Here is a 23,293-nt window from a genome sequence, read left to right on the forward strand (position 1 = left end):
CAGCGCTCCGCCCCTTCCCGAGAAGTGCGCTGCTAGATCTGGGGGATTTGACGATGGGCAAGGAATTCAATGCATTTTCGATCGTGGGCGTGGCGCTGCTGGCGACATCTGTGCCAGCTCATGCAGCGAGCGACCCTTTTATCGGCGAAGTAATGATGACAGCCGCGACCTTCTGTCCGCGCGGTTGGACCGAAGCCAATGGCCAACTCGTGTCAATCAGCGAGAATTTGGCGCTTTTTTCGTTGCTGGGAACGACTTATGGCGGGGATGGGAGCAAGACCTTTGCGCTCCCTGATCTGCGGGGACGCGCGCCGGTCCATGTAGGTAACGGCCGTGACGTACCGCCGCTGGTGCTCGGCCAAAAGGGCGGCGACAGCAGCGTCGCCCGCGACCCCGCGGCGTCGGGCGCAGTCAAAACGCAGCCGACACTAGCCATTCGCTACTGCGTCGCGATCCAAGGCATCTACCCGTCGCGCAACTGAAAAAGGCCGCCGGATCACTCCGGCGGCCTCTTTGGCCTTGCGGCTCGGCTGGTTCAGCCGACGATTTCTTCGGGCTTGAAGAAATAGGCGATTTCGATCGCCGCATTTTCGTCGCTGTCGCTGCCGTGCACCGTGTTCGCTTCGATGCTTTCGGCCAGCTCCTTGCGGATCGTGCCGGGGGCCGCGTCCTTGGGGTTGGTAGCGCCCATCACGTCGCGGTTACGCTGCATCGCATTCTCGCCTTCGAGAACCTGGACGACGACCGGACCTGAGGTCATGAATTCGACGAGTTCGCCGAAGAAGGGCCGTTCCTTGTGGACCGCGTAAAAGCCCTCGGCCTGTTCCTTGGTCATGTGGATGCGCTTCGACGCGACGACGCGCAGGCCGGCGTCTTCCAGCATCTTGGTGACGGCGCCGGTGATGTTGCGGCGGGTCGCGTCGGGCTTGATGATCGAAAAGGTGCGGGTGACCGCCATTGGGAAAGCTCCTGCTTTATATCTTGTCGGAATGGGCGCGCCTCTAGCCGCGCTTTCGCCGCTCCGCAAGCAAAGAGCGCGGGGGCCTTTCCCGGCGCCGGATCAGCCGCCGTGGCCGTAGGTGATCGACCCGTTGACCATGTCGCCCGCCTGCGTCGCCGTGACCTGCACGCCTGACTTGCTGTCGCCAGGCCGTTCGGCGCCGAACATAGCGGTTTCGCCGGCCTTGACCTCGGTCGTGATCTTCATGCCCGCGGCCTCGGCCTGCTTGCGGAAATGCGCGATCACGTCAGCGGCCTGGCCCTTGACCTCAAAGCTCGCCATGCCGCCAGCGCCATCCTTGTTCGTCGCGGTGAAGCCGCCCGTAACCTTTGCACCCGGATAGGGCGAGAAACCGGCGGGGAATTTCGCATTGCCCGCGCCGCCGCCGAACTGCATCTCGCCGTCCTCGGTCTTGATGCTGATCGTGCCATTTTCGCCGCTGGTGTCGGACGTCACCTTATAGTCGGCGGTCTTTCCGGTTTCGGGGTCGGTGTAAGTGCCGCTCGCGACTTCCTTTTCGGATTTCGACCCGCACGCCGAAAGCGTTATCGCCAGCGCGATCGCGGTGCCAAGCGTCAATGTCCTGAGCGTCGCCATAATCTACCTCCTGTTGCCCCCGAATCTCTCGGCTGCTGTCCCTAGGGTGCGACCCGATTGCCGTCGGTGATCCCCCTCACAGAAGACGATCTGCCCCGGCTCGGCCAGCCTATCGCGTCACGGCCCTTCGGACCAGCGTCCGCGTTCATCCTGTTTCCAGAAGTGAATTTCCACGCCCTCGGCCGTGGTCAGCGCGCGCCAGGTCGCGCGCGCATCGTCGATGCGGCTGTTGTCGAACAACAGGAATGCGCGCTGGAACGCCAGCGCCTCTTCGCGCCATTCGCCATCGGCGAGCGCGACATGGGTGGCGCCGTTGATCGCCGAGGCGCTGAGCGTGCCCGCGAGCAGGATCGGCTCGATCGCCTCGTCCGGCGATCCCGCCGCGCCGTGCGGCAGGAAACTTGCCGGTTGCAGCGTCCACAGCGCCTCGTCGATCGCCTGCCGCTGCAACGCCGCGGCGGCGACGATGAGCAACCGGTTGCCGCCTTCCAATATGCGCGTGGCGATCGCGGGGAGCACCCGTTCGACCGGGTCGCGGGTCAGCCGATAGAAGTCGACGCGCGCCATGCTCCCCGAACCGGATCAGCCTTCGTGATTGTCGGCGATATAGCGGTCGAGCAGGCGGACGCCATAGCCCGTCGCGCCCTTCGCCCACACCGGGCCGTCCTTGTCACTCCAGGCCGTGCCGGCGATGTCGAGGTGCGCCCAGGCGACTCCGTCCTCGACGAAGCGCTTGAGGAACTGCGCCGCGGTGATCGAACCGCCTTCGCGCGGGCCGATATTCTTCATGTCGGCGATGGGACTATCGATCAGCTTGTCATAGGCCGGCGACAGCGGAAAGCGCCACAGCTTGTTGTTCGTCGCCTCACCCGCTGCGATCAGTTTTTCTGAAAGCCCGTCGTCATTGGCGAAAATGCCCGCATATTCGTGGCCGAGCGAGATCACCATCGCGCCGGTCAGCGTCGCCAGATCGACGATGACCTTGGGCTCATAGACCTTCTGCGCCCAGGTGATCGCGTCGCACAGCACCAGCCGCCCTTCGGCGTCGGTATTGAGCACCTCGACCGTCTGGCCTGACATGGTGGTGACGATGTCGCCGGGGCGCTGCGCATTGCCGTCGGGCATATTTTCGACAAGGCCGACGATGCCGACGACATTCGCCTTGGCCTTGCGGCCCGCGATCGCTTTCATCGCGCCCGCGACGGCGCCCGCGCCGCCCATGTCCCACTTCATCATGTCCATGCCCGGGCCGGGCTTCAGGCTGATCCCGCCGGTATCGAAGGTCACGCCCTTGCCGATGAATACGACCGGCTTGTCGTCGGCATTGCCGCCGTTCCAGCGCATCGCGAGCAGCCGCGGCGGCCGCACCGACCCTTGCGCGACGCCAAGCAGCGCGCCCATGCCGAGCGCCTTCATCTGCCGCTCGTCGAGCACCTCGATCTCGACGCCAAGGTCGGCCAGATGCTGGCAGCGCTCGACGAAGCTTTCGGGATAGAGGATGTTCGGCGGCTCGGCGACCAGCGTCTGGGTCAGCGCCACGCCGTCGGCAACCGCCGAATAGCTGCCCCAGCGCGCCGAAATATCGCCCGCGGGCGACGCGATCACGATGGTTTTCAGGCTGGGCTTGGCGGTGTCGGAAAGGCGGGTGCGATAGGTGTCGATGCGCCAATCGCGCAGCTTCGCACCCATCGCGAAGGCGAGCACATCATCCTCGTCGATCTGGCCCGCGCTCGCAAAATCGACGTGCAGCACCGCCACGCCGCTCGTCTGCAGCCGCGCGGTCAGCGCGCCGCCGCCGCGCTCGAGATCATGGACCGTCCCTTCGCCGATGCCCACCAGCAGCAGCCGCGTGGCCCGGTCGCCATCGAAAGCGGCGGTTTCGGCCACCGAACCCGCGGCGCCGTCGAACCGCGCCTGCTTCGCCAGCGCGCCGAGCAACGCGCCGAGGGCGCCAGCCTCGCCCTTGCGGACCGGAAATGCGACAACGTCGGCAGACGCATCGATTTGCGCGACAAACTGAATGTCCATCTTTTAACTCTCTTATGCGATGATTGATTGGAACGTGCCGGACCGATAGGGGTTTCGCTCGCGAGTTGCAAAACTAAAGCAGCCAGCCCGCAAAGGGTGGACGCAAGATAAGGTGTGGGACAAAGAAATTAGATGAGTCGGACTTTGTTCCCCCACGCGGCGCGCGCGCGGCCCCTTTGGGTCGCCACCGCAAGCGGCATGCTGCTTGTCGCCGTGCCCGCCGCGGCACAGACCGACACGCCCGCGTCGGCTCCGGCCGCGCAGCCCGACCTCCAGAATCGCGACGTTTCGGCCGTCACGGTCGATGCACCGAAGCCCGGTGACGAAGAACAGATCGGCTTTGCCGCCGACAATCTGAATTACGACAGCGATGCCGACATCGTCGTTGCCGACGGCAATGTCGAAATGAACCGCGACACCATCTCGATGCGCGCCGACAAGGTGACGTGGAACCGCAAGACCGGCGAAGTGGTCGCCGAGGGCGATGTCGCGATCAAGAATCCCGAAGGCGACACCGCCTATGGCGACCGCATCGTGCTGACCGACACGCTGCGCGACGGCATCGTCCAAAATATGCTCGTCGTGTTCGATAATGGCGCGCGGCTCGCCGCGGTGAAGGGTAGGCGCTTCGACAACGGCAATATCGAGCTGGAAAACGCCGCCTACACGCCCTGCCCGGTCGAGGATGACGCTGGCTGCCCCAAGAACCCCAGCTGGCAGATCCGCGCCGTCCGCGTCATTTACGACCAGGCGAAGAACAAGATCCGCTACAAGGGCGCGCGCGTTGAAGTCTTCGGCCTGCCGCTCATCCCGCTGCCGGGGCTCAGCCACCCCGCCAACAATGATGCGGGCAGCGGTATCCTCGTCCCCGACGTCCGCCTCGGCCGCACCAACGGGTTCGAAATTGCCCTTCCCTATTATCTGCGCCTCGCCCCCGACCGCGACCTGACGATCACGCCGCACGTCTACACCAATACGGCGCCGATGATCGAAGGCGAGTTCCGCGCTCTCACCGATATCGGCGCTTTCCGAATCAACGGCTACGCGACCTACAGCTCGGTGGTGCCGCTGACCGGAACCGGCACCGCCGCCGATCAGCGCAACGATTTTCGCGGCTATCTGGAAAGCGCAGGCAAGTTCCAGTTCGATCCCAAGTGGAGCCTGACCTATTCGGGCCGGATCACCACCGACCGCACCTTCATGCGCCGCTACGATATCAGCCGCGACGACAGGTTGCGATCGATGTTCGAGCTCGAGCGGATCGGCGGGCAGAGCTATTTGTCGATAGCCGGCTGGGCGACGCAGACCCTGCGCGCGGGCGACAGCCAGGGACAGCAACCGATCGCGCTTCCGATCATCGACTATCGCCAACGCCTGCCCGATCCGTGGCTGGGCGGACAGTTTGAGCTTCAGCTCAACACGCTGTCGATCGCCCGCACCGCGGGACAGGATACGCAGCGCGCCTTCGCCGGCGCGCGCTGGGATCTGCGCGGGCTGACCGGGCTCGGCCAGGAAGTCACGCTGACCGCACTGGTGCGCGGCGATGTCTATCACAGTGACGAAAATCTGCTGACGCCGATCGCCGACTATCGCGGCAAGTCGGGCTGGCAGGCCCGCGGCATCGCCGCCATCGCCGCTGACATGCGCTGGCCCTTCATCGGCGAATTCCTCGGCGGCACCCAGACGCTGACCCCGCGGGTGCAGATCGTCGCGACGCCGCCGCTCAAGAATGTCGATATTCCGAACGAGGATTCGCGCGCCTTCGATCTTGAGGACGGCAATCTCTTCGCGATCAATCGCTTCAACGGCTACGACCGGTTCGAGGACGGCGCGCGCATCACCTATGGCGTTGAATGGAATTTCAGTCGCCCCGGCTTCAATATCAGCAGCGTCATCGGGCAAAGCTATCGCCTGTCGGACAAGCCGACGCTGTTCCCCGACGGGACGGGGCTCACCGACCGGCTCTCCGACATCGTCGGGCGGACGACCGTCGCCTACAGGGATTTCCTGCGCCTCACCCACCGCTTCCGGCTCGACAAGGATAATCTGGCGATCCGCCGCAACGAATTCGACGCGACGATCGGCAGCCGCTCGACCTATGCCGTGCTCGGCTATTCGCGCCTCAACCGCGACATCACCCTGCTCGGCGAAGATCTGCAGGATCGCGAAGAAGCGCGCGTCGGCGGCCGTGTGGCGGTCGCGAAAAACTGGTCGATCTTCGGCTCGGCGATCGTCGATCTGACCAGCAAGGCCGACGATCCGCTCAGCACATCGGACGGCTTCGACCCGATTCGCCACCGGCTCGGCGTCGCCTATGACGACGACTGCCTGTCGATCGCCTTCACCTGGCGCCGCGATTACATCGACACCGGCGACGCGCGGCGCGGCAACAGCTTCTCTTTCCGCGTCGCGTTCCGCAACCTCGGTTTCTGATCGCTCAGCCTGCGTTCAGCGTTTTCCCGCTATCTCCCGGCTTCAAAGGTCCGGATGGCGGATTGCGCTGGACCATCGGGCGCTTCCGCTGATACGGAGCGTCGCATTCTTACTCGAATAGGATGGCAATGACCAAAATTTCGACCATGTTCGGACTGATTGCCGCTGCGGCCGTGGGGTCCGTCCCGGTGTCGGCCCAGACCGTAGCCGACAGCGAAACCCCTGCGACCAACCTCGCCATTCCCGGCAATGTCCAGCTTTACGGCGACGGCAAGCCCAACGTCTATCGCCCCTCGGCGATCGTCAACGGCGAAGTCATCACCGCGACCGACATCGAGCAGCGCATGGCGCTGATCCGCATTGCGAACAACAATATGGAATTGCCCGCCGAGGAAATTCAGCGGCTGCGCCAGCAGGTGTTCAGCAACCTGATCGACGAAAAGCTCCAGATTCAGGAAGCCCGCGCGGCAAAGATCGACATCGACGAAAATGTCATCAACGAACAATTTGCCCGGCTGGCGGCGCGTTTCAAGCAGACGCCCGACGAATTCAGCAAATATCTCGCGTCCAAGGGGTCTTCGGCCGCCGCGGTGAAGCAGCAAATCCGCGGCGAATTTGCTTGGGACCGCCTGCTGTCGCGCAATATCCAGTCGACGACCAATGTATCGACCGACGAGGTGGAAGCGGTGGTCAAGCGGCTGCAGGAGGCCAAGGGTCAGGACGAACTGCACCTCGGCGAAATCTATCTCGCGACGACGCCCGAAAATGCCGCCGCCGTGATGGCGAATGCGCAAAAGATCATTCAGGCGCTTCAGGCCGGCGGCAGCTTCGCTGCCTATGCACGCCAATTCTCCGAAGCCTCGACCGCGGTCGTTGGCGGCGATCTCGGCTGGGTCCGCCCCGCGACCCTTCCGCCGTCGATGGCGCAGGCGGCGCTCAACATGCAGCCCGGCCAGCTCGTCGGCCCGGTCGAAGTCCCGGGCGGGATATCGATCCTGCTGATGATCGACCGGCGCCAGGTTCTGACGGCCGACCCGCGCGACGCGGTGCTCAGCCTCAAGCAGGTGTCGCTCGATTTCGCCCCCGGCACGACCGAAGCTAAGGCGAGCGAGCTCGCCAGCCAGTTCGCCGACGCGACGCGCAGCATCGCCGGTTGCGGCGCGGCCGACGATATCGCCGCCAAGCTCGGCGCGAATGTCGTGTCGCGCGACAATATCTCGATGCGCGCATTGCCACCGCAGCTGCAGAACACGCTGACCAACATGCAGATCGGCCAAGTCACTCAGCCGTTCGGCGCCGCCAATGAAGGGGTCAGCGTCCTGGTCCTTTGCGGCCGCGACCTGCCTGAATCGGCGACCGCTCCCGACGTTCAGGCGATCGAGCAGAAGCTGCTCGAGGACAAGGTCAACAAGCGCGCGCAACGCTATCTGCGCGACCTGCGCCGGGATGCGGTGATCGAATATAATTGATGACGGCTATGATTAAACGACGCCCGATCGCGGTCACCATGGGCGACCCGGCGGGCGTCGGTCCCGAAGTTGCGGCCCGCGCCTGGGCCGAACGCGACAAGCACGACCTTCCCCCCTTCGTCACCGTCGGCGACGCTGCGGTGATCGAAGCCGTCTGGGACGGTCCGATCGTTCGCGTCAACGACATGGAGGAGGCCGGACGGCTGTTCGACACGGCGCTGCCCGTCTGGCATCTCGAGGACAGCGGCCCCCTCACCCCCGGCGAACCGACTGCGGCCGGCGCGACTTGCGCCCTGCATGCGCTGGAAACCGGCATCGGTCTCACCCGCAACGGCGCCGCCGCGGCGCTGGTGACGGGTCCGGTGTCGAAACATGCGCTGCAAAGCATCGGCTATACCCATCCGGGACAGACCGAATTCATCGCCGAACGCTGCGGCGTTACCGCGACCAATGCGGTGATGATGCTCGCCGGCCCCGGCCTGCGCGTCGTACCGCTGACCGTCCATATCCCGCTCGCCGAGGTGCCCGAACGCCTGACCGCCGAGCTTATCGTTGCCAAGGCGCGCATCGTCGTGCGCGGCCTGATCCGCGACTTCGGTATCGCCCAGCCGCGCCTCGCGATGGCCGGGCTCAACCCCCATGCCGGCGAAAGCGGCCGACTCGGCGACGAGGAAATCCGCATCATCGCCCCCGCGATCGAGCAGCTTGCCGCCGAGGGGATCGTCGTCGACGGCCCGCTCGCCGCCGATGCGCTGTTCGCACCCGGCATCCGCGACCGCTATGACGCTCTGCTCTGCGGCTATCACGATCAGGCGCTGGCGCCGTTCAAGGCGCTGCATTTCCACGACGGCGTCAACCTGACGCTCGGGCTGCCGATCATCCGTACCTCGCCCGATCATGGCACCGCCTTCAACATCGCGGGTTCGGGAACCGCCGATCCCGGACCGACGATCGCCGCGATCGCAATGGCCGCGCGGATGGCCGGGGCGCGGGCGCGCGGCTGCGCCGCCGCCGCGTGACGACGCAGCCCAATCGTCCGCTGCCGCCGCTGCGCGATGTCGTGCGCGCGCACGGCCTCTCGGCCAGCAAGGCGCTTGGGCAGAATTTCCTTTTCGACGAACAATTGCTCGATCGCGTCGCGGCGATCCCCGGCAATCTCGACGGCGAGACGGTGTTCGAGGTCGGTCCCGGACCGGGCGGGCTGACGCGCGCGCTGCTGCGCGCCGGGGCGCGGGTGATCGCGGTCGAACGCGACGAACGCTGCCTGCCGCTGCTCGCCGATCTTGCCGATGCCTTCGACGGCCGGTTGACCGTCGTGTCAGACGACGCGATGGCGGTCGATGCGAACGCGCTGGCGGGCGGCCCCTATCATATCGTCGCCAACCTTCCCTATAATGTCGGTACCGCACTGTTCACGCGCTGGCTCGAACCCGCTGCCTGGCCGCCGCAATGGCTGTCGCTGACGCTGATGTTCCAGCTCGAGGTCGCCGAACGCATCGTCGCCCCCGTCGGCAGCTCGGCTTACGGGCGGCTCGCGGTGCTGGCGCAGTGGCGCGCCCAGGCGAAGCTCGCGATGAGGGTCCACCGCTCGGCGTTCACCCCGCCGCCCAAGGTGATGTCGGCGATCGTCCATGTCACCCCGGGAGACGAACCGCCAGGCGTGTCGCCTGCGGTGCTGTCGAAGCTCACCGAAAAGGGGTTCGGACAGCGCCGCAAGATGCTGCGCCAGAGCCTCAAGGGGGTTCCCGGCGCGATCGAGGCGCTGGACGCGCTCGGTATCGATCCGACCCGGCGCGCTGAGACGGTCAGCGTAGCCGAATGGGTGGCGCTTGCACGGTCGCTGACGCCCGCCGCCTGACGCTGGTGGATTGAGGCCCGCGGACCCGGCGCGACGCGACGCGACGCCCCTTGGCACGGCCGCCCATCTGCGCTAGCCTTTAGTTAACGTTTACGTAAATGGGAGGGTGCCGTGGCAGAGGCCCGCGAATTCGACATCATCGTCTATGGTGCGACCGGCTTTACCGGCCGCCTCGTCGCCGAATATTTCGTGCAGCATTATGGCGGCCGCAAGGACGCGCCCAAATGGGCGATGGCGGGACGCAGTCTCGACAAGCTTGCCGAGGTGCGCGACCTGATCGGCGCGCCGGCCGACACGCCGCTCGTCGTCGCCGACGCCAGCGAGCCCGCCAGCCTCGACATGATGGCGCATCGCACGCGCGTCGTGCTGACCACCGTCGGCCCCTATCAGCTTTATGGCAGCGACCTCGTCAACGCCTGCGCCAAGGCCGGAACCGCCTATGCCGATCTGTGCGGCGAGCCCGGCTGGATGCGCGAGATGATCGACGCGCATCAGGATCAGGCGCAGGCATCGGGCGCGCGCATCACCTTTTCGTGCGGCTTCGATTCGATCCCCTTCGACCTCGGCGTGCTGTTTCTCCAGGCCGAGGCGGTGAAGCGCCACGGCAAACCCGCGCCGCGCGTGAAGGGCCGCGTACGCAAGATGCAGGGCGGCGCCTCGGGCGGCACCATCGCCAGCCTGACCGAAACACTGAAGGCCGTCGCCAAGAAGCCGTCGCTCGCGCTGTTGCTCAAATCCTCCTTCGCGCTGACCCCGGGGTTCGAAGGTCCGCACCAGCCGTCGGGACTGATCCCCGAATATGATCATGCGACCGGCACCTGGACTGCGCCCTTCGTGATGGCGCCGATCAACACCAAAAATGTCCACCGCACCAATTTCCTGCTCGGCCACCCATGGGGGTCCGACCTTGTCTATGACGAGATGGTGATGACGACGATCGGCGAGGCCGGAAAGGCGATGGCCGAAGCGATGGCGAAGGCGAACCCCTTCGGCGAATCCAAGCTCAAACCCGGCGAGGGACCGAGCAAGGAAGAGCGCGAAAACGGCTTCTATGACATCCTCTTCGTTGGCGAATATCCCGACGGCACCACGATCCGCGCCAGCGTCCAGGGCGACCGCGACCCCGGCTATGGATCGACGTCGAAGATGCTCGCCGAAACCGGCATGACGCTGCTCGAAACCGATGGCGCGGGCGGCGTGTGGACCCCCGGCGCGCTGCTTGGTCAGGCCCTGATCGACCGGCTGACCGCCCATGCCGGACTGACCTTCCAGATCGAGGATTGAGTTTACCGATGACAAGCTCCCCCAGCGCGCTCGACGCGCTGCTCTCCACCCTGCGCGTCGACGGCAATGTCGCGACGGCGCATATCGACGACGGCTGGATGCAGGGCCGCACGGCCTATGGCGGGATCAGCTCGGCGGTCGCGCTCGCCGGCACGATGGCGCTCCACCCGACCGAGGCGCCGCTTCGCTATGCGCAGATCAGCTTCGTCGGGCCGGTCAGCGGCGATTGCACCGTGCATACGCGCGTGCTGCGCCAATCGAAATCGAGCCTGTTCATCGACGCTGGCGTCACCAGCGATGCAGGCTTCGGCACCGCCGCGGTCTTCGCCTTCTCGCCCGACCGGCAAAGCCATCTCGATCACGACCGGCTCGCCATACCCGACGCGCCCGCCCCCGAAACGCTTCAGCCGGTGCCCGAGCACAAGGCGCGGCCCAGCTTCACCCGCCATTTCGACATGCGCCCGACGACCGGCCCGCGCTTCAACTGGAAAAGCGATGTCGGCGAATATCTGACCTGGGTGCGCTTTGTCGAAGAGCCCGCCTGTCATCCGGCGGTCGCGCTGCTCGCGATGGGCGATGCGCTGCCCCCCGCGGCGATGGCGCTGTTCACCGAATTCGGTCCGATCAGCTCGATGAACTGGACGGTCAACATGCTCACCGCAAAGCCCGAGACCGACGACGGCTGGTGGCTGCTCTCAGCCAAGACCGGCTTCGCCCGCAACGGGCTGTCGGTGCAGGACATGATGCTGTGGAACCGCGCCGGCGAACCGGTGCTGCACGGCAGCCAGGCGATTGCGATTTACGCCTGATAACGACCCCATCGCGGACTTAGGTGATCGAAGCCAAAAAAACCAGATGGCTGGCCTGACTCAACTGGAACGCGCCGCATTGCAGGCAATTTTTGCAGAAGCTGGTAATCTCGCAAGAGGTCTTGACCGTCTGCTCGATGCTGAGGTGTTGTCACGCGAAAACACCGGCGGAGGTTTCTTCACAACCCTAGCTGCACCGATTGCCCCTCGCCGGGAAAGTCTTCATTTAGGAGAGCATGTTTGGGTCGCGGTTGAAGGGCTGGATTTTGGCCTTGGCATCATCCTTCACCTTCACGAACAGCGGCTACCGCTCATCGAGGGTTACGCGGTTGCGCTGGAAGACACATTGCAGGTGAACTTCGCTGAGGTCCGATTTGCGATGGTCAGCGAACCCAGTGCGATGCCAGCGGACTTCGGCTAACCACCCGACTTACGTCAGAACCGGTAGCACAATCGCGGCTTCGAGCCCGCCGCCCGGGCGGTTCGCCAGTACCAGCTCGCCGCCCTCGCCCGCCGCAATCTCGCGCGCGATCGACAGGCCGAGGCCGGCGCCACCCGTCGCGCGGTTCCGCGACTGCTCGCCGCGCGCAAAGGGTTCGACCAGCGTGCGGATTTGCTCGTCGGTCAGCCCCGGGCCGTCATCGGACACGATGATGCGCGCATGGTCGCCCTCGCGCACCACCGACAGCCGCGCGCGAACGCCATAGGCCAGCGCATTGTCGATCAGGTTGCGCAGCGCCCGGCGCAGCAGCATCGGGCGCGCCCGCACCGCCGCCTCGGCGAGCGCGCCCGCCGCGACATCCTTGCCCTGCTCGCCATAGTCTGCCGTCAGTTCGCGCAGTAGCAGCGGCAGCGCGATCGCCTCGGGCGCCTCGGTTCCCGCCCCCGACCGCGCGAGCGCCAATATGTCGGCCAGCATCGCGGTCATTTCCTCGATCGAGGCGATCATCTTTTCGCGCAGCAGGTCGTCGTCGACCTGCTCGACGCGGACGCGCAGACTTGCGAGCGGGGTGCGCAGATCGTGGCCGACCGCACCCAGCATCCGGTCCTTGTCGGCGAGCATCGTGCCGATGCGCGCGCGATAGGCGTTGAACGCCGCAATCAGGTCGCGCACGTCGGACGGACCCGCCTCGTCGATCGGCGGCAGATCGCGCGCCGCCGGATTGGCCCGCACCGCGCGGGTCAACTCGCGCAGCGGCGCCGCGACGCGCCACGCGATCAGGATGATCGGCACGAGGAGCAGCAGATAGAGCGACAGCGTCTGCCATAGCAAAAAGCCTTGCAGGCGCCCGCCGGTCGCCGGAATGCGGCTCCGCACGGTGAAATAGCGCCCGTCGACGCGCGCGCTCACCACGACGACGCGGCCGGGATAGCTGGTCTTCTGCGCACGCGGCCGCAGCGGCATCGCCCACGCGGACACCTCGCTCGCCTTGACCCCGCCCTCGCTCAGCAGGTCGGCGACATAGGCTGACAGGTCGGCAAGCGGCACCGACCCCGGAATCAGCGGCGGCGGCCCGTCGGTAATCAGTAGTTTCTGGACCCGGTCGTGCCGGCCTCTCGCGGCGCCGTCGTCGATCCGGCCGCGTCGGTCGCGATCGATCGCATCGATGATCCGTGCGACCGCCATGCCGCCGCCATGCGCAAGCGTCTGCTGCTTCTGGCCGCGTGCGAGCATCACGAAATTGATCCCCTGCGCGACGAAGAGCATCGCTGCGACGGCCAGCACCAACTGCCCGATCAGGCTGCGCGGCCACAGACGAATGCTCATGCGGCCGGCCCCAGCCGCTTGACCTCGCAAGCCAGCGTATAGCCGCCGCCCCACACCGTCTTGACGATCTGCGGGTGCGTGGGGTCTTCCTCGATCTTCTTGCGCAGGCGGCTGACCAGATTGTCGATCGCGCGGTCGAAGATGTCGGCCTCGCGCCCGCGCACCAGATCGAGCAGCCGGTCGCGGCTCATCACCTGTCGCGGATGGCGCACCAGCGCGTGAAGCAAGTGATATTCGCCCGACGACAGCGCGACTTCGGTGCCCGCCTCGTCGACCAGCACGCGTTCGACCTCGCGCAGCACCCACGGCCCGAAGGCATAGCTCGTCCCGCCCGGATCGACCGCGCGGCCGTTCGCCTGCGTCCGGCGCAGCACGGTGCGGATGCGCGCGACCAGTTCGCGCGGGTTGAAGGGTTTGACGACATAGTCATCGGCGCCGATCTCCAGCCCGATGATGCGCTCGGTATCTTCGGCGCGCGCGGTGAGCAGGATCACGGGGATGCTGCTCGTCTCGCGCAGATGGCGGGTCAGCGACAGGCCGTCTTCGCCGGGCATCATGATGTCGCTTACTACCAGGTCGACCGATTGCGCGCGCAGCACCGACCGCGCTTCGGCGGCATTGGCCGCGTCGGTCACGGCAAATCCCTGCGCCTCCAGATATTCGGAAAGCGGCTCGCGGATCGACGGTTCGTCGTCGATCAGCAGAATGCGGGGGGTGTCGCTATCGGTCATGGTTATCCGCTACAAATAAATAGTTCGCCCACCGGCCCGCAGGGGGCCGATGGGCGATAGCTGGCAGGACGCGGCGGCAAAGGCAATGCCAGCGTGGGGGGCCAGGGAGGGGGGATAGGCCCGCCCACGCCGCCCGCGTCGCTGCCAATCAGTTGGCGGCGGGCGGCGCCGGCGGCGCACCGCGCTTGTCGCGCATCCCTTGGCGCATGGCCTGCCGCTCTTCCGCTGTCACCTTGCCGTCCTTGTTGGTATCCAACCGGTCGAAGCGCGCCAGCGCGCCGGCGACAAATTCGGCCTGGCTGATTGCCTTGTCGCCACTGGCATCGGCCTTCATCCAGCCGCCCGGACCGCCATGTCCGCCGCGCTTGCCGCCGTGATGGCCGCGCATCGCGTGCCGCTCGCCGCCTCCGCCCGGCGCACCGGCGCGTTCGCCGCGCTTGGCTTTCCATTCGGCGCGCTTCGCCTGGCGCGCGGCATCGGCCTGGTCCCATTCGGCCTTGCTGATGCTGCCATCCTTGTTGGCGTCAAGGCGGTCGAACATCTGGGCGCGCTTTTCGGCATGGCGTGCGGCGCGATCGGCCTGGTCGAGCTTGCCGTCCTTGTTGATGTCAAGCTTGACGAACATCGCCTTGGCGTGCGCTTCGACCTCAGCGCGGGTCAGCACGCCGTCCTTGTTGGCGTCGCCCATGTTGCGGTCGCCGCCGGGGGCAGCCAGCACCGGCACCGCGATCAGCGCGGCGCCCAGCGTCAAAAGGGTCATCTTTTTCTTCACGTCACGAACTCCTGTCCAAGGGACCACATGAAAGGGGGGAGAGCCTTCGGTCCCGATGACACCCTTCTAGGCTCCGTTTGTCCCACAGCATTGCCGCATCGTCGGAATAGTGTCGCAAAATGTCGCAAAACGCCCCCCGCGTTCATCCCACGGCAAGTTCCGGCTGCGCCGCCAGGCGATGGCAATCCGGACGCGAAGGCGCTAAGCAGCGGCACGGGTCGGTGGCGATCGCAAGAGGGGCAAGGGATGGGCGGCAAGTCGAGCGAAGAGGTCGAGCTCAAGCTCGAACTCGCGCCGGACGCGCGCAGCACGGTCGATTGGCCGGCGCTGTTCGGCGCGCCGCCGACGATGATCGCCCAGCATGCGGTCTATTTCGACACTCCCGACCGCGCGCTCGCCGCCGCGGGCTTTTCGCTGCGTATCCGCACGAGCGGCACCAAGCGCCTCCAGACGGTGAAGGCGCGCGCCGCGGCCGCAGGCCTCTTCGCACGCGCCGAATGGGAATTTGCGGTGGAAGGCGACATCCCCGTGCTCGACGATCGCACCCCAGTCGCGGCGACGCTGGGCGCGCGCACGGCGAAGCTTGGCCCCGTCTTTACGATCGAAAACGAACGGATGCTCTGGGATTTGGGCGGGATCGAGGTCGCACTCGATCACGCCCGCGTCGCCACCCCCGACGCCGAAACCCCGATCGACGAGATCGAGCTCGAGGCAAAGGGCAGCGCAATCCCCGCGCTGTTCGCCCTCGCCCGCCGGATCGATGCGGCAACCCCGGTTCAGATCGCTATACTCAGCAAGGCCGACCGCGGCTACCGGCTGCTCGCGCCGCCGGCTCCCGCCGAAAAAGCCCGGCCGGTGGCGCTGGCGGCCGGGATCACGGCGGCGGAGGCGTTTTGCGCCATCGCCCGCGCCTGCCTGCGCCAGTTCCGCCTCAACGCCGCAACGGTGATCAAGCGCGGCGATCCCGGCGCGCTGCATCAGGCGCGCGTCGCGCTGCGACGGCTGCGTTCGGCGCTCGCGGTTCACGCGCCGCTGTTTCCGCCCTCCGCTGCCGCGCGCTGGGACGACGAGCTACGCTGGCTTGCTGGCGAATTGGGCGCGGCGCGCGATCTCGACGTTCTCGCCGTGCGCGCCGGACCGGGCGCCCTCGCCGACCGGCTGCGTCCCGCGCGCGAAGCCGCCTATGCGCGCGCCACCGCAGCGCTGCTTGCTCCGCGCGCGCGGCATCTGATGCTCGATTTCGTCGAGTGGCTCACCATCGGCGACTGGCGCACGGGTGATGAAGCCGCGGCGCCATGCGCACGTCCGGTACGCGGTTTCGCGGCCGAGGCGCTGGACCGGCTGCACCGGAAGGTCCGCAAGCGCGGGCGCCACTTCGCGCGCCTCGACGATGCAGCCCGGCACCGCCTCCGCAAGACGGTCAAGAAGCTGCGCTACACCGCCGATTTCTTCGCACCGCTGTTTTCCGACGACGGGCAGTCTGCGGCCCTGCGCGATCATGCCAAGCTCACCGAGGCGCTGCAGGACCATCTCGGCGCGCTCAACGACATCGCCACCGCACCCCAATTGCTGCGCAGCCTGTCGCTCGATGCGGTTCCCGAAGTGGTCGCACTTTTCGCCACTGGCGATCGCGAGCGCCTGCTCGGCGAAGCGCGCACCGCCTTTCGCGCGCTCCGCGATGCCGCCCCTTTCTGGCGCTGAGCCTATAGCGGCAGTTCGGTCGTCGACTTGATCTCGGACAGCGCGACCGTCGAATTGATTTCCTGGACGCCGGGCAGCTTGCTCAGCTGATCGAAGAAGAAGCGTTCATAGGCGTCGATGTCGCGCGCGACGATACGCAGCATGAAATCGGTCGTCCCCATCAGCACATAGGCATCGAGCACTTCGGGAAAGCCGCGGATCGTCGCGCTGAATTCATCAAGATTGGCGCGGCCGTGCGCGTTGAGCTTCACTTGCGCAAAGACATGCGCGTTCAGTCCGACCTTGCGCCGGTCGACAATCGCGACGCGTTTCCGAATAAATCCCTCGCGCTCCAGCCGGTCGATACGCCGCCAGCAGGGCGACACCGACAGCCCGACGCGATCGGCGATCTCGGCGGTCGTCTGACTCGCGTCGCGCTGCAATTCGCGAAGGATTTTTATCTCGAACGGATCAAGGTCGGTCATTCATTTCTCATATCAGCCGAATTCCGGTTTCAACATCCCCAAAATCGCCAATGCGGACGAAAATGCGAACAAGTATGTCCGGCGACATGATGCGATAAGGCTGAGCGAATTTACACCAGCCATTCCGCCAATCATTTCAAGGAGAACCATGATGGTCAGCCGCCCCGCCCGTATGACCCCGCCGGTCGAATGCGTCCGCCTGTTCGATGCCGCCGCCGGCCTCGACGGCGTGATCGCAATTCACTCGACCGCGCTCGGGCCGGGCGCTGGCGGTTGCCGCCTGTGGCACTATGACGATGTCGATGGCGCGCTCGCCGATGCGCTGCGGCTGGCCGAGGGGATGAGCTACAAGAATGCGCTCGCGGGCCTGCCCTTCGGCGGCGCCAAGGCGGTGCTGCGCCGCCCCGCCGGCTCGTTCGACCGCACAGCGCTGTTCCGCGCTTTCGGCCGCGCGGTCGAGGCGCTCGGCGGGCTCTACGTAACCGCCGAGGACGTCGGCACCACCGTCGCCGACATGCAGGATATCGCGGGCGTCACGCGCCACGTCGCCGGCCTGCCCCCTGCGGGCGGCCGCGCGGGCGGCGACCCCTCGCCCTGGACCGCGCGCGGCGTCTTCGACGCGATGCAGGCAGCGGCGGCGCACACGCTGGGCCGCGACCTTACCGGCCTGACCGTCGCGGTGCAGGGCACGGGCAATGTCGGCGCCGACCTCTGCCGCCGCCTCGCCGACGCCGGAGCGCGGCTCGTCATCGCCGATCCGAACCCCGCGCGGCGCGACCGGCTCGCGGCGATCCACGAGGCAGAGGTCGTGCATGTCGACGACATCCTTCGCGTCGAAGCCGACATCCTCGCCCCCTGCGCCCTCGGCGGCGCCCTCAATGCCGAAAGCGTCGGCGGGCTGAAGGCGCGGCTGGTGTGCGGCGCCGCGAACAACCAGCTCGCCGAACCGGCGGTCGCCGACCTGCTGATGGCGCGCGGCATCGCCTATGTCCCCGATTATGTCGCCAACGCGGGCGGGATCATCAGCGTATCGGCCGAATATCTGGGCGAAGACGAAGCCGAGGTTGCGGCGCGCGTGGCGAAGATCGCTCCGCGCGTGACCGCACTCCTCGACCGCGCCGCACAGGAAGGACGCTCGCCTGCCGTCGTCGCCGACGAAATGGCCGAGGAGGTCATCGCGGCCGGGGCACAGCGCGCGGCGGCCTGAATGCACCGCTTTCACATCGCCGCGCTCGCCGATCCGCAGTCGCTTCCCCGCATCACCGGCTTCTTCGGGCAGCGCGGCCTCGTCCCCGCGGCGGTTGCCATGCAGACCGGCGACGGCGCGATGCGACTGCGGATCGACGTACCTGGCCTCGACGGTGGCGCGGCGGCCGTCATCGCATCCAAACTCGGCGCGCTCTTCGCCGTGACTGATGTCGCAATGATCGAAGCCGCCCTCGCCGAATAGGCTATTTCCCCTGCGCCGCGACGACGCGCAGGATGTTGCCGCTCCACATTTTTTCGATGTCGGCGTCCGAATAGCCTGCGGCCTTCAGCCGTTCGGTGACTTTCGGCAAGGCCGAAATATCCTCGATGCCCTTCAGGCCGCCGCCGCCGTCCCAGTCGGCGCCGAAGCAGATATGATCGACGCCGCCGACCTCGATCGCGCGTAGCACCATCTTCATATAATCCTCAAAATCCGCGGCCCACATCGCCTCGCTCTTGTCGAGTTCGCGCCACTGACGCGTCAGGTCCGCCTGCGCTTCGGGCGTCATCTCGCCGATATGCTCATATTCTCCGAACAGCTTGGCGCGCGCCGGCGACATGTTCATCTCGGACATGAAGATCGTCGAAATGCACATCGCCCCGCCCTTTTCGGCCAGCTTGCGCAAGCGTCCTTCGTCTAGGTTTCGTGGATGGTCATGCGCCGACCGCAGGCTCGAATGCGAGAGCAGGATCGGATATTTCGACAATTGCAGGATCTGGTCGAAGGTCGCGTCCGACGAATGGCTCGCGTCGATCACGATGCCCAGCCGGTTCATTTCGGCCACCCATTGCTTGCCGAGCGGGCTCAGCCCGTTCCAGCGCGGCTTGTCGGTCGCGCTGTCGGCAAACTCATTGTTCGCCGAATGGACCGGCCCCGCCAGCCGCACGCCCTTGTCAAAGAACTCCTGCAACAGCGAGAGATCCTCGCCGAGCGGATAGCTGTTCTCCATCGACTTGAAGGCGACGAGCTTGCCCTCCTTGTTCTGCCGCCGCGCATCCTCGGCGGTGCGCGCCGCGCCGATGACGCCGCTGTTGTCGGCGATCATCTTGTCGATCAGGTCGGACCGTTTGCGCGCATGGGCAAGCGCCGCGGCGTAGCCCGCCGGGGTCAACGGCCCCTGTTCGGTGTAGATGGCAAAGAAACCGCCATCGAGATTGCCGTCGCGCATCCTCGGGATATCGAGCTGCGACAGGTCGGTCGCCAGATCGTGCCGGTCGGCGAAGTTCCAGCCCTGCCGCTCGAAGTGGAGCGGCGTGTCGAGATGGGTGTCGAGTACCAGCATCCGGCTGTGCAGCGGCGGCGGCGCCGCCTCCGGCTTGTCGCCCGCCGCCGAACAGGCGGACAGCGCGGTGGCGGCGAGTAGAATGGCAATGCGCTTCACTTCTTGTCCTCCACGGGCTTGAGGTCGAGATCCTGATAGTCCCAGCTGAAATCGGCGATCATGCTGACGGGCTTCATCGTCACGCCGGTCACCTTGCCGTCGGCGTCGAGCGCGAAGGTCAAATAGGCGGGCTCGATCGCGGCATCGTCGAATTCGGTGACGAAGCTGTCATACTGCCAATGCTTGAGCCGCCCCGCCATGTGCGGGGTCGAGGTGAAGTCGATCGTCAGCCCCTTCGCGCCGTCGGCGATCACGACATCGCCGTACCACGGATCGCGATAGCGCCCCGCATAGCCCGCGGGCTTCAGCGACGGGCCGACCCTCTCCGGCGATGCCTTCGCCTGTTTCAGATATTCGACGCCGCCCGCCAGCCGCGCCTCGAACCAGTCCTGCCATTTGGTCGTCCAGCCATAATCGGGTGCCCCAAGATAATGGTCGAGCAGCTCGTAGGTCAGCCCCAGGATCATCCCGCTGTCCTCGCTGTTCATCATGATCGCAAAGCCGACATTCTTGTCGGGAATCATCACGACGCGCGTGATCGAACCGAACACGCCGCCGCTGTGCTGGATGATGCGGTGGCCGCGATAATCCTGCACCTGCCAGCCGAGCGCATAGGCCTGCTGCATCGGCTGCGCGGGTTTCAGGCTGTCGGGCAGTTCGGTGATCGGCATCGGCGTTACCGGGGTCCACATCTGCTTCGCTTGTTCCTCGCTGAACAGCCGTCCGCCGCCCGGCAGCGCGCCATGGGCAAGCTGGATCTTCAGCCACGCCGCCATATCGTCGGCGCTCAGCGCCAGTCCGCCCGCGGGCGCACCGTTGCGGCCGAGCTCGTCGCGTTCGTCGAGCGCCTGCTGCGGCCCCAGCCCGCGCAGCGCCCCCGACAGGCGCGCATGCGGCCACGAGCGGTTGGGGATACGGAAGCGGTCTTCGCTATCGCTCGTCGCATTCTTCATGCCGCCGGCGCGCAGCACATGCTCGCGGATGAAATCCTCCCAGCGCTGGCCGGTCACCTCCTCGATCAACTGCCCGGCAACGGCATAGAGGATATTGTCATAGGCATAGGCCGAGCGGAAACTCGTCTTGGGCTTGAGAAAGGCGACGCGCTCGACCGTCTGCTTGCGCGTCAGATAGGTGCGCGGCACGAACATCAGGTCGCCCTGCCCCAGCCCCAGCCCGCTCCGGTGGACGAGCAGATCGCGGATCGTGATCTCGCGCGTGACCCACGGGTCGTACATGCGGAACCACGGCATATGCTTGATAACCGGATCGTCCCACGCGATCTTGCCCTGATCGACGAGCACCGCCAGCGCGGCGGCGGTCATCGCCTTGCCGGTCGATCCCGTCTGAAAGATGGTTTCGGCGTCGACCGGCGCGCTCTCGCCCAGCTTGCGCACGCCCCAGCCGCGCGCCAGCGTCGTCCGGCCGTCCTCGACGATCGCGATCGACACGCCGACCGCGCCGATCTTCTGGCGCAGCGCCTCGACGCTGTCGCCGATGTCGGCGGGCGGCTCGGCCCAGGCGGGCACCGAAAAGGCGAGCATCAGCGATGCCGCCAGCAGACGCGCGGATTTCATGGACGAACCTCCTGCATGGACGAGGGGCCCCGCTTGACGAGGCGATAGGTGCCGATCCCCAGCAGCGGGACGACGTAAACGGCCAGGAACAGCCAGGCGAGGATGCGGTATCCGCTCGCGATCAGGTCGACGAGCCCGACGCGCGCCGCGACGAACATGCAAGCCGCCAGGATTGCCGCGCCGATCAGCGCGCGTCCCGCGGTGCCGGGCGCCGCGCGACCGCGCGCCTCGAACGCACCCGCGATCCGTTCGTTGATCGCATGGATCGCCCCCACCCCGCTTTCGAGCAGCGCGGTGAAGATCATCAGCTGGAACAGCAGGTGAAAGCCCGGCACCGCCATCTGCCGCAAAAGAAAGTCGGAGGGCAGCGTCTCGTCGCCGATGCCGGGATAAAAGGCCATCATCGCCACGAAGAACAGGATCGCGGGCAGCATGGTCAGCGGCCCGGCGATCGCGCCCGCGATCAACGCGTCGCGGCGGCTCGTCAGGTGGCGCAGCACCGGCAGCACGACGACCGCCCCGACGATGTTATAGCTCGCATAGGTGATGCCGCCCGCCATCCACCCGTCCGCCGGCGGTCCGGCCGCGGCGAAACCCGCGCCGATGCGGTCGCCAAAGCGGGTCAGCGCAAAGAAGAGGAACAGCGCATAGACCGCATAGATCAGCATCGAGGCATATTTGAACAGGCGCTCGACCCCCGCTTCGCCGAACGCGGTCGCGAACAGGATCGCGGCGGCCAGCACGACCGCTCCCATCAGTTCAGGCCAGCCGAAGGTCGCCGCGCCGATCGCGCCGGCGGCGGCGCCGAACACCGCGAGGATCAGCACGACGAAGATCAGATAGGCCGCCTCGAACAGCACCCAGCCGGGGCCGAGCAATTGCTGGAAGAAGCTGCGATAGTCATAGGCGTGCAATTGCCGCGCGAGCGCGAAGGTCAGCGCCGCGACCACGCTCCAGATCAGCGTCGCGAGCAGCATCCCGGCAAGCCCGCCCCACGGTCCGGCCGGCACGAAATATTCGGCCAGTTCGCGGCCCGTCGCATAGCCGCCGCCGATGATGACCGCCTTCAGCGCGAAACCAGGCAGCAGAAAGCGCTGAAACCAGCTCCCTCCGCTGCCCGCCTCGCCCACCATCACGCGAGACAGTTTTCGACGAGCGCCGCGAACGCCGCGCCGCCGCGGATCGGATCGGCGACCGGCAGGCCCAGCCGTGCCGCCTCCGCCGCCATCAGCGCCGCGGCCGCATCGGCATCATAGCCCGAGGTGTTGAGGCTGACGCCGCCGCAGCGGATCGCGGGATTGGTCCGGCCGCCGAGCCGGATCGTCAGGTCGATCACCTCCTCGATGCTCGGCAGGGCGAAGCTTTCCATTCCCAGAATGACCGTGCGCGTCGGATCGTGGCAGACGACGAATACGTCTGGCTGGCTGCCGTGGAGCAGGCCGAGCGATACCGCGGCATAGGCGGGGTTGAAGATCGACCCCTGCCCCTCGATCAGATCCCAGTGATCGGCAGGCGCGTCGGGGCTCAGCATTTCGGCGGCACCCGCTTCGAAATCCGACACCACCGCATCCATCGGCATCCCGCCGCCCGCGATCATGATCCCCGTCTGCCCAGTGGCACGGAAATCGGCGTCGATCCCGCGCTCGGCAAAGGCGCGGTGCAGCGCCAGCGCGGTATATTTCTTGCCCAAGGCACAATCGGTGCCGACGGTCAGCAGCCGCTTGCCGCTGCGCTTGCGGCCGTTGCCGATCGGAATCGAAGGCGGCGGGGTGCGAACGTCGATCAGCCGCTGGCCGGTGCGCCGCGCTGCATCGGCGAGCGCGGGGATGCTCGTCAGCCGGACGTGAAGCCCGCTCACGATGTCGAGCCCCGCCTCCATCGCCTCGACGAGCACCGCGACCCAGCTGTCGCCGATGATGCCCCCCTGATTGGCGACGCCGATGACCAGCGAACGCGCGCCCGCCGCCCGCGCCTCTGCCGGCGACAGGCGCGGCAGGCCGGTGGTGACGGTGCAGCCGCCGATCCCCCATTCGCCGACGCAGCGGTCGGCGGCCCAGTCGGCAAGGCCAAAGGCGGTCTTGGCATAGCCCGCCTCGGTCGTGTCGCCCAGAAAGAGCAGATAGGGCTGCGGGAGGGTGAGCTGGCTGTCCAGCCGGCCCGTCGGCGCGTTCATCG

General features: G+C 66.6%; 23 protein-coding genes. 11 read left to right on the forward strand and 12 right to left on the reverse strand.

Annotated features, from left to right (window positions below):
• The first annotated feature begins 53 nt into the window (after positions 1-53).
• Positions 54-482 (forward strand): phage tail protein, encoded by a 429-nt coding sequence (locus tag P1IM2_RS09815; protein WP_186402326.1) that lies wholly within the window; start codon positions 54-56, stop codon positions 480-482.
• Between the two features lie 53 nt (positions 483-535).
• On the opposite strand, the gene ndk is transcribed toward P1IM2_RS09815, so the two are convergent.
• From ndk to P1IM2_RS09835, 4 genes are all read right to left on the reverse strand, one after another.
• On the reverse strand, positions 536-958 hold the full coding sequence (gene ndk, locus P1IM2_RS09820; protein ID WP_003047863.1) for a nucleoside-diphosphate kinase: 423 nt from the start codon (positions 956-958) through the stop codon (positions 536-538).
• Between the two features lie 102 nt (positions 959-1,060).
• Complete coding sequence (locus P1IM2_RS09825; protein WP_186402327.1) at positions 1,061-1,597, reverse strand: hypothetical protein; 537 nt, start codon at positions 1,595-1,597, stop codon at positions 1,061-1,063.
• 117 nt (positions 1,598-1,714) lie between these two features.
• Entirely contained in the window at positions 1,715-2,164 is a 450-nt protein-coding gene (locus P1IM2_RS09830; RefSeq protein ID WP_186402328.1) for a DNA polymerase III subunit chi, read from the reverse strand.
• Between the two features lie 15 nt (positions 2,165-2,179).
• On the reverse strand, positions 2,180-3,625 hold the full coding sequence (locus tag P1IM2_RS09835; protein ID WP_062902786.1) for a leucyl aminopeptidase: 1,446 nt from the start codon (positions 3,623-3,625) through the stop codon (positions 2,180-2,182).
• 132 nt (positions 3,626-3,757) lie between these two features.
• On the opposite strand from P1IM2_RS09835, the gene P1IM2_RS09840 reads away from it, so the two are divergent.
• From P1IM2_RS09840 to P1IM2_RS09870, 7 genes are all read left to right on the forward strand, one after another.
• Positions 3,758-6,058 (forward strand): LPS-assembly protein LptD, encoded by a 2,301-nt coding sequence (locus P1IM2_RS09840; RefSeq protein ID WP_186402329.1) that lies wholly within the window; start codon positions 3,758-3,760, stop codon positions 6,056-6,058.
• A 128-nt stretch (positions 6,059-6,186) separates the two neighbouring features.
• Positions 6,187-7,527: a peptidylprolyl isomerase gene (locus P1IM2_RS09845; protein ID WP_186402330.1), complete on the forward strand. Its 1,341-nt coding sequence runs from the start codon at positions 6,187-6,189 to the stop codon at positions 7,525-7,527.
• Positions 7,527-8,546: a 4-hydroxythreonine-4-phosphate dehydrogenase PdxA gene (pdxA, locus tag P1IM2_RS09850; RefSeq protein WP_409574532.1), complete on the forward strand. Its 1,020-nt coding sequence runs from the start codon at positions 7,527-7,529 to the stop codon at positions 8,544-8,546. The genes P1IM2_RS09845 and pdxA overlap by 1 nt, the downstream gene beginning before the upstream one ends.
• A complete protein-coding gene (rsmA, locus tag P1IM2_RS09855; RefSeq protein WP_260833970.1) occupies positions 8,543-9,385 on the forward strand; it encodes a 16S rRNA (adenine(1518)-N(6)/adenine(1519)-N(6))-dimethyltransferase RsmA in 843 nt (280 codons plus the stop codon). The genes pdxA and rsmA overlap by 4 nt, the downstream gene beginning before the upstream one ends.
• Positions 9,386-9,496: 111 nt before the next feature.
• Positions 9,497-10,669 carry a trans-acting enoyl reductase family protein gene (locus P1IM2_RS09860; RefSeq protein WP_186402332.1) on the forward strand — a complete coding sequence of 391 codons (1,173 nt, stop codon included), beginning with the start codon at positions 9,497-9,499 and terminating at the stop codon, positions 10,667-10,669.
• A gap of 8 nt (positions 10,670-10,677) precedes the next feature.
• On the forward strand, positions 10,678-11,478 hold the full coding sequence (locus P1IM2_RS09865) for an acyl-CoA thioesterase (RefSeq protein WP_062902790.1): 801 nt from the start codon (positions 10,678-10,680) through the stop codon (positions 11,476-11,478).
• A 46-nt stretch (positions 11,479-11,524) separates the two neighbouring features.
• On the forward strand, positions 11,525-11,899 hold the full coding sequence (locus tag P1IM2_RS09870; protein ID WP_186402333.1) for a hypothetical protein: 375 nt from the start codon (positions 11,525-11,527) through the stop codon (positions 11,897-11,899).
• 9 nt (positions 11,900-11,908) lie between these two features.
• On the opposite strand, the gene P1IM2_RS09875 is transcribed toward P1IM2_RS09870, so the two are convergent.
• From P1IM2_RS09875 to P1IM2_RS09885, 3 genes are all read right to left on the reverse strand, one after another.
• Positions 11,909-13,246, reverse strand: coding sequence for a sensor histidine kinase (locus P1IM2_RS09875; RefSeq protein WP_186402334.1), 1,338 nt, complete (start codon positions 13,244-13,246; stop codon positions 11,909-11,911).
• A complete protein-coding gene (locus P1IM2_RS09880) occupies positions 13,243-13,977 on the reverse strand; it encodes a response regulator (protein ID WP_186402335.1) in 735 nt (244 codons plus the stop codon). The genes P1IM2_RS09875 and P1IM2_RS09880 overlap by 4 nt, the downstream gene beginning before the upstream one ends.
• A gap of 148 nt (positions 13,978-14,125) precedes the next feature.
• On the reverse strand, positions 14,126-14,749 hold the full coding sequence (locus P1IM2_RS09885) for a hypothetical protein (RefSeq protein WP_186402336.1): 624 nt from the start codon (positions 14,747-14,749) through the stop codon (positions 14,126-14,128).
• Positions 14,750-14,995: 246 nt separating this feature from the next.
• On the opposite strand from P1IM2_RS09885, the gene P1IM2_RS09890 reads away from it, so the two are divergent.
• On the forward strand, positions 14,996-16,450 hold the full coding sequence (locus P1IM2_RS09890; protein WP_186402337.1) for a CHAD domain-containing protein: 1,455 nt from the start codon (positions 14,996-14,998) through the stop codon (positions 16,448-16,450).
• A gap of 2 nt (positions 16,451-16,452) precedes the next feature.
• Here P1IM2_RS09890 and P1IM2_RS09895 read toward each other — a convergent pair whose 3' ends face one another.
• On the reverse strand, positions 16,453-16,914 hold the full coding sequence (locus tag P1IM2_RS09895; RefSeq protein WP_058813303.1) for an Lrp/AsnC family transcriptional regulator: 462 nt from the start codon (positions 16,912-16,914) through the stop codon (positions 16,453-16,455).
• Positions 16,915-17,065: 151 nt separating this feature from the next.
• Here P1IM2_RS09895 and P1IM2_RS09900 point away from each other — a divergent pair, with 151 nt between their 5' ends.
• Both P1IM2_RS09900 and P1IM2_RS09905 read left to right on the forward strand, forming a co-directional pair.
• Positions 17,066-18,121 carry a Leu/Phe/Val dehydrogenase gene (locus P1IM2_RS09900; RefSeq protein WP_186402541.1) on the forward strand — a complete coding sequence of 352 codons (1,056 nt, stop codon included), beginning with the start codon at positions 17,066-17,068 and terminating at the stop codon, positions 18,119-18,121.
• Positions 18,122-18,364, forward strand: a complete 243-nt coding sequence (locus P1IM2_RS09905; protein ID WP_186402338.1) for a hypothetical protein — start codon at positions 18,122-18,124, stop codon at positions 18,362-18,364.
• A 1-nt stretch (position 18,365) separates the two neighbouring features.
• Here the strand turns inward: P1IM2_RS09905 and P1IM2_RS09910 are convergent, their stop codons facing one another.
• From P1IM2_RS09910 to P1IM2_RS09925, 4 genes are read right to left on the reverse strand one after another with little or no spacing between them, the layout of a single operon-like run.
• Positions 18,366-19,544 carry a membrane dipeptidase gene (locus tag P1IM2_RS09910; protein WP_186402339.1) on the reverse strand — a complete coding sequence of 393 codons (1,179 nt, stop codon included), beginning with the start codon at positions 19,542-19,544 and terminating at the stop codon, positions 18,366-18,368.
• Positions 19,541-21,118, reverse strand: coding sequence for a serine hydrolase (locus P1IM2_RS09915; protein WP_186402340.1), 1,578 nt, complete (start codon positions 21,116-21,118; stop codon positions 19,541-19,543). The genes P1IM2_RS09910 and P1IM2_RS09915 overlap by 4 nt, the downstream gene beginning before the upstream one ends.
• Positions 21,115-22,251 (reverse strand): hypothetical protein, encoded by a 1,137-nt coding sequence (locus P1IM2_RS09920; protein ID WP_186402341.1) that lies wholly within the window; start codon positions 22,249-22,251, stop codon positions 21,115-21,117. The genes P1IM2_RS09915 and P1IM2_RS09920 overlap by 4 nt, the downstream gene beginning before the upstream one ends.
• A complete protein-coding gene (locus tag P1IM2_RS09925; RefSeq protein WP_186402342.1) occupies positions 22,251-23,291 on the reverse strand; it encodes a DUF1611 domain-containing protein in 1,041 nt (346 codons plus the stop codon). The genes P1IM2_RS09920 and P1IM2_RS09925 overlap by 1 nt, the downstream gene beginning before the upstream one ends.
• Positions 23,292-23,293 lie beyond the last annotated feature (2 nt).

This window comes from Sphingopyxis sp. P1IMeth2, from assembly GCF_900185685.1.
GTDB lineage: Bacteria > Pseudomonadota > Alphaproteobacteria > Sphingomonadales > Sphingomonadaceae > Sphingopyxis > Sphingopyxis terrae_A.

What these genes read in the sequence shown, in the direction of transcription:
- P1IM2_RS09900 (WP_186402541.1), top strand. Translation starts at nt 17,066, where the DNA reads ATGGTCAGCCGCCCCGCCCGTATGACCCCGCCGGTCGAATGCGTCCGC.
- P1IM2_RS09825 (WP_186402327.1), bottom strand. Translation starts at nt 1,597, where the DNA reads ATGGCGACGCTCAGGACATTGACGCTTGGCACCGCGATCGCGCTGGCG.
- P1IM2_RS09830 (WP_186402328.1), bottom strand. Translation starts at nt 2,164, where the DNA reads ATGGCGCGCGTCGACTTCTATCGGCTGACCCGCGACCCGGTCGAACGG.
- P1IM2_RS09925 (WP_186402342.1), bottom strand. Translation starts at nt 23,291, where the DNA reads ATGAACGCGCCGACGGGCCGGCTGGACAGCCAGCTCACCCTCCCGCAG.
- P1IM2_RS09840 (WP_186402329.1), top strand. Translation starts at nt 3,758, where the DNA reads ATGAGTCGGACTTTGTTCCCCCACGCGGCGCGCGCGCGGCCCCTTTGG.
- P1IM2_RS09905 (WP_186402338.1), top strand. Translation starts at nt 18,122, where the DNA reads ATGCACCGCTTTCACATCGCCGCGCTCGCCGATCCGCAGTCGCTTCCC.
- ndk (WP_003047863.1), bottom strand. Translation starts at nt 958, where the DNA reads ATGGCGGTCACCCGCACCTTTTCGATCATCAAGCCCGACGCGACCCGC.
- P1IM2_RS09835 (WP_062902786.1), bottom strand. Translation starts at nt 3,625, where the DNA reads ATGGACATTCAGTTTGTCGCGCAAATCGATGCGTCTGCCGACGTTGTC.
- P1IM2_RS09915 (WP_186402340.1), bottom strand. Translation starts at nt 21,118, where the DNA reads ATGAAATCCGCGCGTCTGCTGGCGGCATCGCTGATGCTCGCCTTTTCG.
- P1IM2_RS09895 (WP_058813303.1), bottom strand. Translation starts at nt 16,914, where the DNA reads ATGACCGACCTTGATCCGTTCGAGATAAAAATCCTTCGCGAATTGCAG.
- pdxA (WP_409574532.1), top strand. Translation starts at nt 7,527, where the DNA reads ATGACGGCTATGATTAAACGACGCCCGATCGCGGTCACCATGGGCGAC.
- P1IM2_RS09815 (WP_186402326.1), top strand. Translation starts at nt 54, where the DNA reads ATGGGCAAGGAATTCAATGCATTTTCGATCGTGGGCGTGGCGCTGCTG.
- P1IM2_RS09865 (WP_062902790.1), top strand. Translation starts at nt 10,678, where the DNA reads ATGACAAGCTCCCCCAGCGCGCTCGACGCGCTGCTCTCCACCCTGCGC.
- P1IM2_RS09875 (WP_186402334.1), bottom strand. Translation starts at nt 13,246, where the DNA reads ATGAGCATTCGTCTGTGGCCGCGCAGCCTGATCGGGCAGTTGGTGCTG.
- P1IM2_RS09880 (WP_186402335.1), bottom strand. Translation starts at nt 13,977, where the DNA reads ATGACCGATAGCGACACCCCCCGCATTCTGCTGATCGACGACGAACCG.
- P1IM2_RS09870 (WP_186402333.1), top strand. Translation starts at nt 11,525, where the DNA reads ATGGCTGGCCTGACTCAACTGGAACGCGCCGCATTGCAGGCAATTTTT.
- P1IM2_RS09845 (WP_186402330.1), top strand. Translation starts at nt 6,187, where the DNA reads ATGACCAAAATTTCGACCATGTTCGGACTGATTGCCGCTGCGGCCGTG.
- P1IM2_RS09920 (WP_186402341.1), bottom strand. Translation starts at nt 22,251, where the DNA reads ATGGTGGGCGAGGCGGGCAGCGGAGGGAGCTGGTTTCAGCGCTTTCTG.
- P1IM2_RS09890 (WP_186402337.1), top strand. Translation starts at nt 14,996, where the DNA reads ATGGGCGGCAAGTCGAGCGAAGAGGTCGAGCTCAAGCTCGAACTCGCG.